13 protein-coding genes are annotated in these 13,849 nt (G+C 29.9%); all 13 read left to right on the top strand.

The window, feature by feature from the left end:
- Positions 1 to 89: 89 nt before the first annotated feature.
- The 13 genes from fapR (at position 90) to IR152_RS07720 (ending at position 13,655) form a co-directional block, all read left to right on the top strand.
- Entirely contained in the window at positions 90 to 647 is a 558-nt protein-coding gene (gene fapR / locus IR152_RS07780) for a transcription factor FapR (protein ID WP_003419115.1), read from the top strand.
- Between the two features lie 10 nt (positions 648 to 657).
- Entirely contained in the window at positions 658 to 1,680 is a 1,023-nt protein-coding gene (gene plsX, locus IR152_RS07775) for a phosphate acyltransferase PlsX (RefSeq protein ID WP_227451217.1), read from the top strand.
- A 25-nt stretch (positions 1,681 to 1,705) separates the two neighbouring features.
- A complete protein-coding gene (locus IR152_RS07770; RefSeq protein WP_227451215.1) occupies positions 1,706 to 2,692 on the top strand; it encodes a beta-ketoacyl-ACP synthase III in 987 nt (328 codons plus the stop codon).
- Between the two features lie 105 nt (positions 2,693 to 2,797).
- Positions 2,798 to 3,727, top strand: coding sequence for an enoyl-[acyl-carrier-protein] reductase FabK (fabK, locus tag IR152_RS07765; protein ID WP_227451214.1), 930 nt, complete (start codon positions 2,798 to 2,800; stop codon positions 3,725 to 3,727).
- A 15-nt stretch (positions 3,728 to 3,742) separates the two neighbouring features.
- Positions 3,743 to 4,693: an ACP S-malonyltransferase gene (gene fabD, locus IR152_RS07760; protein WP_227451212.1), complete on the top strand. Its 951-nt coding sequence runs from the start codon at positions 3,743 to 3,745 to the stop codon at positions 4,691 to 4,693.
- A complete protein-coding gene (gene fabG, locus IR152_RS07755) occupies positions 4,693 to 5,442 on the top strand; it encodes a 3-oxoacyl-[acyl-carrier-protein] reductase (protein ID WP_227451210.1) in 750 nt (249 codons plus the stop codon). The genes fabD and fabG overlap by 1 nt, the downstream gene beginning before the upstream one ends.
- Positions 5,443 to 5,504: 62 nt before the next feature.
- Complete coding sequence (gene acpP / locus IR152_RS07750; RefSeq protein WP_003419132.1) at positions 5,505 to 5,729, top strand: acyl carrier protein; 225 nt, start codon at positions 5,505 to 5,507, stop codon at positions 5,727 to 5,729.
- 28 nt (positions 5,730 to 5,757) lie between these two features.
- Complete coding sequence (gene fabF, locus IR152_RS07745) at positions 5,758 to 6,996, top strand: beta-ketoacyl-ACP synthase II (protein ID WP_227451208.1); 1,239 nt, start codon at positions 5,758 to 5,760, stop codon at positions 6,994 to 6,996.
- Positions 6,997 to 7,212: 216 nt separating this feature from the next.
- Complete coding sequence (locus IR152_RS07740) at positions 7,213 to 8,931, top strand: GGDEF domain-containing protein (RefSeq protein WP_227451207.1); 1,719 nt, start codon at positions 7,213 to 7,215, stop codon at positions 8,929 to 8,931.
- A 30-nt stretch (positions 8,932 to 8,961) separates the two neighbouring features.
- Positions 8,962 to 10,962 (top strand): sigma-54 interaction domain-containing protein, encoded by a 2,001-nt coding sequence (locus IR152_RS07735; protein WP_227451206.1) that lies wholly within the window; start codon positions 8,962 to 8,964, stop codon positions 10,960 to 10,962.
- 351 nt (positions 10,963 to 11,313) lie between these two features.
- The gene (locus IR152_RS07730; RefSeq protein ID WP_227451202.1) at positions 11,314 to 11,559 is read left to right on the top strand and encodes a TIGR03905 family TSCPD domain-containing protein; all 246 of its coding nucleotides are present in this window, start codon (positions 11,314 to 11,316) and stop codon (positions 11,557 to 11,559) included.
- 35 nt (positions 11,560 to 11,594) lie between these two features.
- Positions 11,595 to 12,320 carry a gamma-glutamyl-gamma-aminobutyrate hydrolase family protein gene (locus IR152_RS07725; protein WP_227451201.1) on the top strand — a complete coding sequence of 242 codons (726 nt, stop codon included), beginning with the start codon at positions 11,595 to 11,597 and terminating at the stop codon, positions 12,318 to 12,320.
- A 21-nt stretch (positions 12,321 to 12,341) separates the two neighbouring features.
- Complete coding sequence (locus IR152_RS07720) at positions 12,342 to 13,655, top strand: APC family permease (protein ID WP_227451199.1); 1,314 nt, start codon at positions 12,342 to 12,344, stop codon at positions 13,653 to 13,655.
- The last annotated feature ends 194 nt before the right edge of the window (positions 13,656 to 13,849 follow it).

The raw sequence follows: 13,849 nt of genomic DNA, 5'->3' as shown, positions 1-13,849 counted from the left end.
AATAATATAAGTATTGAAAATTTTTGAGTGTTACTATATACTACTATTAGTAGCTGGTACTAATTACAGCTATAAAATTTGGAGGGAACATGAAAAAGAAAAGTAAAGCCCAAAGACAAAAAGAGCTTATAGATATGCTAAAGACGGATCCTTTTTATACTGATGAAGAATTATCAAGTCTGTTTGATGTAAGTATTCAGACTATAAGATTAGATAGAATGAGTCTAAACATACCAGAGCTAAGAGAAAGAGTCAAATCAATAGCAGAAACTCAGAGTTCAAAAGTAAAGACTTTAGGAGTAAAGGAAATTACAGGAGAAATCATTGATTTATCTGTAGGGCGATTAGGTATATCTATGTTAGAAGTTACGCAAGACATGATTTATTCTAAGACTAATACTTTAAAAGATACGTATATATTTTCTCTAGCAGATTCATTGGCAATGGCTATAATAGATGCACCTAAAGTTATTATGAGAGTTGCAAATGTAAAAAGTTTTAAGTTGATAGAACAACAAGATAGGCTTATAGCAAAAGCAGAAGTGTATAGAAATATAGATAAAAAGCATTATGTAAAAGTTGTTATCAACAATAAAGCTCAAGAGCAAATATTTAGAGGAAAGTTTATCTTTGAAGAATTAGATTAGGAGGGAAATTATGAAAATAGTAATTGATGGAATGGGTGGAGATAATGCACCTAAATCTAATGTAGAAGGCGCAGTAAATGCTATAAAAGAATATCAAGTTGATTTAATAATCACAGGAGATAAAGATTTACTTGAAAAGGAATTTTCAAATTATGAATTTGATAGAAATAAATTAGAGATAGTTCATACTACTGAGATTATAGAAAATGAAGATAAACCAGTAAAGGCTATAAGAAGTAAAAAAGATTCTTCTATGGTAGTAGCATTAAACCTTGTAAAAGAAGGAAAGGCAGATGCTATAATATCAGCTGGAAATACAGGAGCCTTGCTTGCTGGTGGATTATTTGTTGTTGGTAGAATAAAGGGAATCGATAGACCTTGCTTATGTTCGGCAATACCGAATGTAAAGCGAGGAATGACACTTATAGCAGACTGTGGCGCAAATGCAGATTGTAAACCTAAGAATCTAGTTGAATTTGCAGCTATGAGTAATATTTATTCAAGAAAAGTTTTAGGTCTTGAAAATCCTAAGGTAGCATTGGCAAATGTTGGACTAGAGGAAGGCAAAGGCAATGATTTAGTTAAAAAGTCATATGAAGAAATTAAAAAATTAGATTTAAATTTTATAGGGAATGTAGAAGCTAGGGAAGTTATAAATGCATACACAGATATAATCATATGTGATGGATTTACAGGTAATATATTACTGAAATCTGCTGAAGGTGTAGCCCTTTCAGTTATGAGTCTTATAAAGGAAACTTTTATGGCCAGCACAAAAAGTAAAATAGGAGCATTGCTTATAAAGGATGATTTAAGAAAATTAAAGAGTTTTATAGATTATTCTGAGTATGGGGGAGCTCCACTTTTAGGTTTAAATGGAGGCGTTATAAAAGCTCATGGTAGTTCTGATGCTAAAGCTATAAAAAATGCCATAAATCAAGGAATAAAATTTTCAAAAGGAAAAGTCGTTGAAGATATTAATCAATTTATAAGCAAATATAATGAAGAAAATAAAAATAACGAAGATGAATAAACTCGTTTTGGAGGTTTAATATATAATGAATACAAAGGCTGGAATATTGGGAGTAGGAAGTTATCTACCTGAGCAATCATATGATAATTTTCACTTCGAAAAGATAATGGATACATCAGATGAGTGGATAAGTACTAGAACTGGTATTAAGGAAAGAAGATTTGCCAAGGAGTCTGAAGCAACTTCTGACCTAGCATCTAAAGCTGCCTTAAAAGCTATAGAATGTGCAAAGTTAAACGTAGAGGATATAGAGTTGATTATATTAGCGACAATTACTCCTGACATGTCTTTGCCTTCAACTGCATGTATAGTACAAGATGCAATAGGGGCAGTAAATGCTACTGCATTTGATATATCAGCAGCTTGTTCTGGATTTGTATATGGAGTAACTATTGCAAAGCAATTTGTGGAAACTGGTTGCTATAAAAATGTACTTGTAATAGGAGCAGAAACCTGTTCTAAGTTTTTAAACTATGATGATAGAACAACAGCAGTATTATTTGGAGATGGTGCTGGAGCAGCTGTTATTGGTCCTGTAAGTGAAGGTGGAATACTATCTACACATATGGGTTCTGATGGTAAAGGAAAAGATTGCTTAAAAGTACCTGCTGGGGGTTCAAGACTTAAAGCAAGTAAAGAGACTGTAGAAGCTAATCTACATACAATAGAAATGGCAGGTAGTGATGTGTTTAAATTTGCAGTTAGAAAGATGACAGAAACTTCTTTAATAGCTCTTAAAAAAGCAAATTTAAATACAACTGATATAGACTATTTAGTACCACATCAAGCTAATATAAGAATCATACAAGCTTCTTCTAAAAGATTAGAACTTGATATGAAAAAAGTTTATGTAAATATAAACAAATATGGAAATATGTCTGCTGCATCTATCCCAGTAGCGTTAGATGAAGCTTATAGAGAAGGCAAAATTAAAAAGGGTGATAATGTAGTTTTAGTTGGATTTGGTGGAGGTCTAACTTGGGGGGCTTCAGTTGTCAAGTGGACTTTATAGTATAAAATGTCTAAAATGCTTTAATCAACAAAATTAACTTTATATACGCAAAGTTGATTAATAATAAAAAGTTTACTTTTATGATTTCAAGTGAAGGAGAATTGTATGAATAAAATTTGCGAAATATTAAATATAAAATACCCAGTTATCCAAGGGGGAATGGCATGGGTAGCTACTGCATCATTAGCAAGTGCTGTATCTAATGCAGGAGGGCTTGGAATAATAGCAGCAGGAAACGCACCAAAAGAAGCTATAAAGAAAGAAATTGTTGAATGCAAAAAATTAACAGATAAACCTTTTGGGGTAAATGTAATGCTTATGTCACCATTTGTTGATGATATAATTGATTTAATTATAGAAGAAAAAGTTCAAGTTATTACTACTGGTGCTGGAAATCCTGCAAAGTATATGGATAGATTAAAGGAAGCTGGAACAAAGGTTATTCCTGTAGTACCTACAATAGCTTTGGCGCAAAGAATGGAAAAACTAGGAGCTACAGCAGTAATAGCAGAAGGTACTGAAGGTGGAGGACATATAGGAGAACTTACTACTATGGTCTTAGTTCCACAAGTTGCTGATGCTGTAAACATACCTGTAATAGCTGCTGGAGGGATTGTAGATGGTAGAGGAATTGCTGCATCATTTGCATTAGGTGCTAGTGCAGTTCAAGTAGGAACTAGATTTATTTGTAGTGAAGAGTGTTCTGTACATTCAAACTATAAAAACTTAGTACTAAAAGCAAAAGATAGAGATGCTATTGTAACAGGAAGAAGTACTGGCCATCCAGTAAGAACATTAAAAAATAAATTATCAAAAGAATTTTTAAAGATGGAACAAAATGGAGCTACTCCTGAAGAGTTGGATAAAAAAGGTACAGGAGCTTTAAGATTTGCAACAGTAGATGGAGACATAGAAAAAGGTTCATTTATGGCAGGTCAAAGTGCTGCTATGGTAAAAGAAATAACAACTTGTAAAGAAATTATAGAAACTATGGTAAATCAAGCAAGAGAAATTATGCCAGCAATCAAACTGTAAATCAGGAGGAGCAAGATGGGAAAAGTTGCACTAGTATTTCCTGGTCAAGGAGCTCAATATATGGGTATGGCCAAGGATTTATATGAAAATAATGATGTTGCTAAAAGTGTAATAGATGAGGCTAGCGATGCCTTAAAAATGGACTTAAAAAAACTTATGTTTAATGGGAATGAAGAAGAGCTTTCTAAAACTGAAAATACTCAACCTGCTATGGTTACACATAGTGTGGCAGTATTAAAAGCAGTACAAGCTCAAATAGATTTAAAATATAATGCATGCTTAGGATTATCTTTAGGAGAATATAGTGCATTGGTTGCAGCAGATGCAATTGACTTTAAGGATGCTGTATGTTTAGTTAAAAAAAGAGGTAAATTTATGCAGGAAACAGTTCCAACAGGTGTTGGAGCTATGGCAGCAATTTTAGGTCTAGATAGAAGTGTACTTGAAAATGTAGTTAAGGATATACGAGGAGGTATTGTAGAAGTAGCAAATTACAATTCTCCTGGACAAATAGTTATATCTGGTGAAAATGAAAAGATAGAAGAAGCAATGGTAAAATGTAAAGAAGCAGGAGCAAAAAGAGCAGTTAAATTAAATGTAAGTGGACCTTTTCACTCATCAATGTTAAAAGAAGCAGGAGTAAAATTAGCTGGTGAGTTAGAAAAAGTTAACATAACTAAACCTAAAGTTGATGTGGTGGCAAATGTAAATGCAGATTACTATAAAAATGAAGGTAAAGACCTGCTTATAAAACAAGTAAGTTCATCTGTTCTTTGGGAAGATTCTATAGAAAGACTTTTAAATGATGGATATGATACTTTTATAGAAATGGGACCTGGAAAAACTTTAAAAGCGTTTATTAAGAAGATAGCTTCTAATAAAAAAGTAAATGTAAATATTTATAATATAGATGGCATAGATTCTCTTAATGAATTTGTACAAAATTATAGAAATGGAGAGATATAATGATAAATCTTACAGGACAAGTAGCAGTTGTTACTGGTGGGTCTCGAGGTATAGGGAAAGAAATAGCAAAAAAACTAGCATTTTTCGGGGCTGATATAGTAATCAACTATACTTCTAGAGAAGATGAAGCACTAAAAATTAAAAATGAAATAGAAGGCATGAATGTAAAATGTACTTCTATAAAATGTGATGTGTCTAAATCTGATGAAGTAAATCAAATGATAGATTCTGTTGTAAAAGAATTTGGAAAAGTTGATATATTGGTTAATAATGCAGGTATAACTAAAGATGGTTTGCTTATGAGAATGAAAGAAGAAGATTTTGATAGAGTTATAGATATAAACTTAAAAGGTGTGTTTAATTGTACAAAAGCAGTTACTAAGCCTATGATGAAAAAGAAGTATGGAAGAATAATAAATATGACTTCAGTAGTTGGAATTATGGGTAATGCAGGTCAAACTAATTATTGTGCATCAAAAGCAGGTGTAATTGGATTTACAAAAGCTTCTGCAAGAGAGTTAGCATCAAGAAACATAAATATAAATGCAGTAGCACCTGGATTTATAGAAACAGATATGACTAAAGTACTAAGTGATGACGTAAAAGAATCAACACTAGCAAACATACCAAAGAAATCTTATGGTAAACCAGAAGATGTAGCCAATGCCGTAGCATTTTTAGTTAGTGACATGTCAAGTTATATAACAGGACAAGTAATAAATGTAGATGGTGGAATGGTAATGCAATAATCAAAATAATAATTTAAAAAGTAGAGAAATCTATTAAAATAAAAAATCTTAGGAGGAACACAATGTTTAATAAAGTTGTAGAAATAATAATAGAGCAATTAGGAGTAGAAGATAAAGAAATAACTATGGAGACATCATTAATGAAGGATTTAGAAGCAGATTCATTAGATGCAGTAGAAATAATAATGGCACTTGAAGATGAATTTGGTATAGAAATACCAGATACAGAAGCAGAAAACTTCAAATCTATAGGTGATATAGTTAAGTATATAGAAGCTAATAAATAGTCGAGCTTTAAAAAAGTGGAGGTATCCGATGAAGAGAAGAGTAGTGATAACGGGACTTGGATGTGTTACACCGTTGGGAACGGGAAAAGATGAGTTCTGGAGCAACATAAAATCTGGAGTATCTGGTATAGATACAATAACTAATTTTGATGCTAGCACATATCAAACTCAGATAGCAGGAGAAGTTAAGAATTTTCATCCAGAAGAATATATAAGCAAAAAAGAATTAAAGAGATTAGATAAATTTGCTCAATTTGCAGTAGTATCTGCAAAATTAGCAGTTGAAGATGCAAATCTTGATTTAGATAAAGTTGATAGAGAGCGTGTTGGTGTTATAATAGGCTCTGGAATAGGTGGAGTTGAAGCAATAGAAACTCAACATAAAATTCTTTTAGAAAAAGGAAATAAAAGAGTAAGTTCACTTTTTGTACCTATGATGATTGGAAATATGGCAGCTGGTCAAGTTTCAATATTTTTAGGAGCAAAAGGTCCTAACACTAATGTATGTACAGCTTGTGCATCAGGAACTCATTCAATAGGTGATGCTTTTAAGGTAATACAAAGAGGCGATGCAGATATTATGGTATCAGGAGGTTCTGAAGCTGCTGTAACAGGTCTTGCTTTTGCTGGATTCTGTAATATGAAGGCTATGTCAACTAGAAATGATGACCCTAAAACTGCATCACGACCATTTGATAAAGACAGAGATGGTTTTGTAATGGGGGAAGGAGCAGGAATCGTTATCTTAGAAGACCTAGAACATGCTTTAGCAAGAGGTGCTAAAATATATGCAGAAGTAGTTGGATATGGTTTAACTGCTGATGCATATCATATGACAACTCCAGCTGAAAATGGAGAAGGAGCAGCTAGGTCTATGAATATGGCTTTGAAAGATGGAAATGTTCCATTAGAAGAAGTAGATTATATAAATGCTCATGGAACTTCAACTTATTACAATGATTTATACGAAACTATGGCTATAAAAACTGTATTTGGAGAAAAGGCATATGATTTATGTGTATCATCAACAAAATCTATGACGGGTCACTTATTAGGAGCATCCGGTGCTATAGAAGCTGTTGTTTGTGCGATGAGTATAGAAGATAGTTTTGTGCCTCCAACTATAAACATACAAGAAGTTGGTGAAGGTTTGGATTTAGATTATGTTCCAAATCGAGGTAAAGAAAAAAATGTTAGATATGCACTATCAAATTCTTTAGGGTTTGGTGGGCATAATGCCACAATAGTACTAAAAAAATATGTATAAATATAAAATTAAAAGACAAGTACTTGTTTCAACTTTATAAATTTACATTGGCTTAAATTTAAAGTCTCCTAAATTATTTTAGGAGATTTTTTTGTTAAGATTTAATTCTAGCATATGTTGTAAATCATTTTGATATATTGTATTATTAATTATTAAGAGGTTATTTATATATATGCAAGTTTTCATTTTACAATATACAAAAGGAGGACTAAAATTTTGAATTTTAGACTACCAAGGAAGAGGTTACCTAAAAAGTTAATTTTTATATGCATAATACTTATTAGTATTATTTTGTTTGTAAAGTATGACCAAAATGGACTGAAAGAAAGAGAAATTATAAATAAGGGAAAATCTATGTCTGAAAGTCTTGTGGCAGATAAGAAGTATGATGAAGCAAAAAAAGTGGTTAAGGCTTCTTTTGAATCTATCCCAGAAAAAAAATACAATAAAGTATATAATGAAGTTTGGGATATGTTAAAGACTATTTCATATATTCCAGATGGAACGAAGATAGTTATTGATTCTTTAGAAAAGATGAGAGAATCAGATGTAAAGTTATCTGATGAGTGTAGATTTAATATAGAAAAAAGATTAGCATCAGTGTATATAATGGATAATAATTATTCTAAAGCAGTAGATTTAACTGTAAAGTCTATAAAATTGGCCGAGAAATTGGGGGATAATTATGAAAAAGCAAGACTAGATGTTGATTTGGCGAGCATATTTTTAAAGGTAGGTAGCTATGAAACAGGAGAGAAATTAATAAAAGATTCTTTTAAGATAGATATTGATGAAGGTGAAAAAAATGGGATGGTTAGATTATATGCTCTTATAAATCTATCAGAAATATACGTAGAGTTGGGAGAATATGATAAAGCTATTGAAACAGCTGATAGAGTAAAAGATTATAAAAAATTTGTAAATGCGGATGATTACAATGATTTTGAGATAATAGCTTCTATAATGCAGGCAAATGCATATGTAGGAAAAAATAATGTACAAAAGGCAAAGACTTTTTTAGAAAGAGCTGATTATCTTATAAAATCTGATAGAACAGTTCATATATTAGATAAAGATATGTATTATTATATGGCTATGGGAAATTTAGAGTATGAAAGAGAAAATTATGATTCTGCAATAGATAATTATAAAAAAAGCTTAGAGATATCTACCGAAAGAAAGTTAACTCAAGAGAAAATAAAAAATTTAAATAAGATATTAAATATATATGAAAAACAAGGAAATGTAAAATCTTTAAATAAGTATCAAAAGGTGTTAATAAATGAATATAAAGAGAACAAAAGTATAAGAGATTCAGAGACTAGTTTCTATATAATTGATAAAGTATCAAATGAAAGTGAGTTATTTGAAAAAACTAAAAAAGAAATGAAATATTATAAAATATTATTTACAGTAATTTTAATTGCTATATTAGGGTCTACTTTTTTATATAATAGACTGAATTATTTTAAAACACAAAATTTACATGATGGGCTTACAAATGTTTATAATAGAAAAAGTTTTGATATTATGTATAAAAAGTACAGAGAGAAAGATGATAATTTTGCACTTGTAATGATAGATATTGACAATTTCAAACTCATAAATGATAATTATGGTCATAAATTTGGTGATGTTGTTATAAAGGGTATAACAAATACTATTTGTGCTATGTTGGAGAAAGGAGACAAAATTTTTAGGTATGGAGGAGAAGAGTTTTCTGTGTTAATAAGAAATAAGTCTGGAGAAGAGGTAGTAGATATCATTGACAATATAAGGGTTGCAATTGCTAATAAAAAATGGAATGAAGATGTGACTGTGACTATAAGTGCAGGTGTAGCTCATATTTCGAATAGTAAAAATATACTAGAAGAGGCTGACAAAAATCTATATAAAGCAAAACAACTGGGTAGGAATAAAGTGGTATATAAGTAATTGTATGCTGTATAAATAAGAGGTATAAATATGAAACAATCAATAGCTATAGTAACTGATAAAATAACCAAATTGTCATCTTTTTTAGAAGAAAATATACGCTTGGTTTTAGGCGATTATATTGATATAAACCATTATTATTTAGAAAATTTAAAAGAGGATGATAAAATACAAGGTGATTTTGTATTAGTAATGAATGATGATAGGTTAAATAGCATGAGAAAGCATTTAGTACAAGATAGTAAGATTATAGTGGTAAGGAGAACTCTTAAGGAAAATGAAATATATGGATTATTTTCAATACCCAATGGAACAGAGGTATTGGTTGTAAATGATACAAAAGAAACTACCTTAGAAACGATAAGCTTATTTTACAAGATGGGAGTAAAAAATTTAAAGTTTACTCCCTATATTGAAGGAAAAATTTATAAAAATATAGATATAGCTATAACGCCTGGAGTAAAAGAAAAAGTACCAAGATATATAAATAAAGTAATTGACCTTGGTAATAGATATATTGATATATCTACTTTTATAGAAATAATAAATGGTCTTAGAATTGATGTTAAAGAAATACGTAAAAACTTAATGGCATATTCTGAGAGCTTAATAAGCCTAGATAATGGAGTTAAAGATAATTATAGACAATTGTTTCTAAAAATAGAAGAACAAGATGTTATATTAAATCTATCCAAAGATGGAATAATATTTACTTCAGCAGATGGTGTTATAAACACGTTTAATAAAGAAGCTTTAAAAATTTTAGGTATAAATGAGAATCCACAAGGTAAAAACATAGAAGAAGTTATTTCTAAAGATTTAAACATTCTACTTGGAGACAAAGAAATAATTGATGAAGTCGTATTTACAAATAAAAAATATATAAATGTAAATAAAAAAAGTATTTTTTCTATGGGAAATAAAGCTGGTGTATATTATAATCTACAAGAAATAACGTATATAAAAAAATTAGAACAAAATCTTACTAATAAATTAAGAGAACAAGGGCAAATAGCAAAATATACATTTAAAGATATAAAAACTAAAAATAAAAATATGATAAAGTGTATAGAATTGGCTAAAAAAATATCTAAATCAGACCTTTCTGTGTTAATAATAGGAGAAAGTGGTACTGGTAAAGAATTGTTATCACAATCAATTCATAATGCTTCTAATAGAAGAAATCAACCATTTATAGCAGTCAATTGTGCAGCAGTTCCAGATAGTCTATTAGAAAGTCAACTATTTGGATATGAGAAAGGTTCTTTTACAGGAGCTTTAAGAGAAGGAAAGAAGGGCTTATTTGAACTTGCTAACAATGGAACTATATTTTTAGATGAAATTGGAGATATGCCTCCATTATTACAGACAAAGTTACTAAGAGTACTCCAAGAGAAGCAAGTTATGCCTGTAGGCTCTCATAATATTATAAATATAGATGTTAGGATAATAGCAGCAACAAACAAAAATTTACCTAAGATGATAAGAGAAGGAAAATTTAGAGAAGATTTGTATTATAGACTAAATGTATTGCCAATAGATGTACCAGCATTAAGGAATCGAAAAGAAGATATAATAACACTTATGAATTTCTTTTTGAAAAATAATATAAGACTTTCACCTGAGGTTATAACTGTTTTAGAAAAATATAATTGGCCAGGAAATATAAGAGAGTTGCAAAACGTTGCTTCTTATGTAAGTCTAATGTGTGACAGCATGGTTTTTAGAGATGACTTACCACCATATATAAAGGTAGAATGTGCTACTAATTATGAAGATGGATTTGGCTATACAAAAAAAGAATTTGAGGAAATACTAAGGATTTTATATGAAAGAAGGGAGTCATCTTCTGGAGTTGGAAGAGGATTTATAATCGAAAAACTTTTGGAGGAAGGGATTGAGATTTCTGAAAGTAAAGTTAGAAAGGTGCTGTCTTATTTGAGTGAATGTGGATATATATCATCTAAATCTGGTAGGTGTGGAAGTCAAATAACTTCAGAGGGTATAAAACTCTACAATAGCATAAATTAAATTAAGTATACAGATATTGAAATGATATATTCTGAATATATATATATTTAAATAATAAATTTCTATATCTGTAGAATTCGGTTTGTATTATGTCAGAAAGAATATTATATATTTAAGATTAAATATTAATAGGTTTTAAAAATAGGATTAGATAGGTAATAGGTTAAAATAAAATAACCCATTACCTATTTTTATTTGTAAGAAAAGTGCAAATAGAATTAAAAATAAAAAATACAATTAATAAAACTGCTGAAAATACTAAATAAATAATAAATAAAAATAATTATAAATTTTGGCATGTATATTGCTATTTATAAAGATAAGACGACAAAATAATTGGGAGGTTTAATTATGAAATACAAAACAACAGGGACTTGTGCTACAGAAATTGAATTTGAGGTAAAAGAAAATAAAGTTACAAATGTAAACTTCATAGGTGGATGTGATGGAAATTTAAAAGGGATAAAGGTATTAGTTGAAGGTATGAATATAGAAGATGTAATTAAAAAATTAAAAGGAATAGAGTGTAAAACAAAGCCAACATCTTGCCCAGACCAGCTTTCTCTAGCATTGGAAAATTATATAAATATAGAATAAATACATAAAACAATCGATTAGTTGGGAGTTTAATTATGAAATCAATAATAGGGATTTTAGGAAATTTAATAATAATGGAAAATGGTATGTTTCCAGGTCTTGAAAGGTCATATGTAAATAATGATTATATAAATGCAGTACTAAAAGGTGGAGGTAGCCCAGTCATCATTCCAGTAAATACAGATAAAGAAGTTATAAGAAAACAGATTGAGATGGTTGATGGAGTCTTAATATCTGGAGGATGGGATGTCAATCCTCAGTTATATGGAGAAGAAATAAGAGAAGAAACGACATTTATATATCCAGAAGTGGATGAATTTGATTTAATTGCAATAAGTATAGCATTAGAACTTAAAAAGCCTATATTGGGTATATGTAGGGGACTACAAATTTTAAATGTAAGTTTAGGAGGAACTTTGTATCAAGATAATAATCTTATAGAAGGAAGTTATATAAAACATACACAATCTTCCAAAAGACATGTAGCTACTCATAAAGTAGATGTTAAAGAAGGAAGCATTTTAGAAGGAATCTTAGGAAAACAATTACTTACAAATAGTTATCATCATCAAAGTATCAATCAACTTGGAAAAGGATTAAAAGCCATAGCATATTCAAAAGATGGTATAATAGAAGCTATTGAGAAAGAGAATGAAAATTTTGTAGTAGGAATACAGTGGCATCCAGAAATGATGGTAGATTACTGTAGTAAAATGGAAAATTTATTTAAATATTTTATAAATATTTGTTCAAATTTATAATATACCTTGGGGGGATTGAGCATGAATGAAAAGAATAAAATGGGATTGATAAGTATTATACTTTTAGGTATTAATTCAGTAGTAGGAGCTGGAGTTTTCCTATTACCAGGAGATGCAATGAAAGCATTTGGTGTAGCAAGTATATTTGTATACATGTTTGATATGTTATTAGTTTTATCTATGGCATTCTGTTTTGCTGAGGTGGCAGGTAAATTTAACAAAAACGGTGCTGCCTATGTATATACTAAAGAAGCTTTTGGAGATTTTTGTGGTTTTGAAGTAGGTCTTATGAAATGGGTAATAGGATGTATCTCCTGGGGAGCTTTGATAGTAGGTTTTCCTACATCATTATCAGCAGTATGGGCTCCAGCAGGTGACCCATATATACAAAAAATTATAATTGTAGCCATGATAGTTGGACTTACAATTATAAACTTATTAGGTGTATCTCTATCAAAAATTGTACAAAATGTTATAACTGTAGGTAAACTAATTCCATTAATATTATTTATAGGAATAGGAATATTTTTTATAAAAGGAGTTAATTTTACTACTTCAACAATGGTACCTCCAGGAGCTGGAGCAACAGAGTTTGGAGCAGCAGCACTTTTAATGTTTTATTCATTTACAGGATTTGAATCTATAGCAGTTGCAGCAGAAGATATGGAAAATCCTAAAAAGAATATACCAATAGCAATTATAAGTGTAATAGTAATTGCATCAATAATATATATATTAAATCAAGTTGTATGTGTTGGTATATTAGGAGATTCATTATCTAACACATCTACACCAGTTGCAGATGCTGCAAGAATATGTTTTGGAAATATGGGTGCTAGATTAGTTACTTTTGGAACATTAGTTTCTGTTGGTGGAATTTGTATGTGTGGTGCTTTCGTAAATCCAAGAAGTTGTGTGGCTTTAGCTGATGATAAAATGTTACCAAGAATATTTGCAAGAAAAGATAAAAAAGGTACACCATATGTAGCAATAATAGCTACTATGCTAATCACTATACCAATAGCTTTATCTGGAAGCTTTGCTGAATTAGCAGCGATAAGTGCAGTTGCTAGATTTATACAGTACATACCAACATCTTTATCAGTATTAGTATTTAGAAAGAAAAGACCAGAATTAGTAGGTACTTTTAAAACTCCTTTTGGAGCAGTGATTCCTCTAATTGCCGTATGCGTTGGGACATGGTTATTATTCCAAGCATCTATGCATCAATTAATTATGGGATTAGGAGCTTTGGCAATTGGAGTACCATTATACTTTATAATGAAGTCTTATAATAGAAAGGTTTATGGTGAAAATTTAAAGAAAATAGTTTAATTATATTATAATAGTTTATTAAGCTAAAGTTAAATATTGGCAGAAAATTAAATACAAATAACTATATATAAGGTTATATTAAAATATTATTAGTTTTTTATTTTAATATAGCCTTATATTGTTATTAATACGTGAAAAATATTGTAACAAAATAAAAACAATAGTATCATGTTTATAGATAAAAAAACTTATTA

Source organism: Clostridioides sp. ES-S-0108-01 (genome assembly GCF_020662285.1).
Classification (GTDB): Bacteria; Bacillota; Clostridia; order Peptostreptococcales; family Peptostreptococcaceae; genus Clostridioides.
This window is presented reverse-complemented; position numbering and strand designations above follow the sequence as displayed.

What these genes read in the sequence shown, in the direction of transcription:
- fapR (WP_003419115.1), top strand. Translation starts at nt 90, where the DNA reads ATGAAAAAGAAAAGTAAAGCCCAAAGACAAAAAGAGCTTATAGATATG.
- plsX (WP_227451217.1), top strand. Translation starts at nt 658, where the DNA reads ATGAAAATAGTAATTGATGGAATGGGTGGAGATAATGCACCTAAATCT.
- IR152_RS07770 (WP_227451215.1), top strand. Translation starts at nt 1,706, where the DNA reads ATGAATACAAAGGCTGGAATATTGGGAGTAGGAAGTTATCTACCTGAG.
- fabK (WP_227451214.1), top strand. Translation starts at nt 2,798, where the DNA reads ATGAATAAAATTTGCGAAATATTAAATATAAAATACCCAGTTATCCAA.
- fabD (WP_227451212.1), top strand. Translation starts at nt 3,743, where the DNA reads ATGGGAAAAGTTGCACTAGTATTTCCTGGTCAAGGAGCTCAATATATG.
- fabG (WP_227451210.1), top strand. Translation starts at nt 4,693, where the DNA reads ATGATAAATCTTACAGGACAAGTAGCAGTTGTTACTGGTGGGTCTCGA.
- acpP (WP_003419132.1), top strand. Translation starts at nt 5,505, where the DNA reads ATGTTTAATAAAGTTGTAGAAATAATAATAGAGCAATTAGGAGTAGAA.
- fabF (WP_227451208.1), top strand. Translation starts at nt 5,758, where the DNA reads ATGAAGAGAAGAGTAGTGATAACGGGACTTGGATGTGTTACACCGTTG.
- IR152_RS07735 (WP_227451206.1), top strand. Translation starts at nt 8,962, where the DNA reads ATGAAACAATCAATAGCTATAGTAACTGATAAAATAACCAAATTGTCA.
- IR152_RS07730 (WP_227451202.1), top strand. Translation starts at nt 11,314, where the DNA reads ATGAAATACAAAACAACAGGGACTTGTGCTACAGAAATTGAATTTGAG.
- IR152_RS07725 (WP_227451201.1), top strand. Translation starts at nt 11,595, where the DNA reads ATGAAATCAATAATAGGGATTTTAGGAAATTTAATAATAATGGAAAAT.
- IR152_RS07720 (WP_227451199.1), top strand. Translation starts at nt 12,342, where the DNA reads ATGAATGAAAAGAATAAAATGGGATTGATAAGTATTATACTTTTAGGT.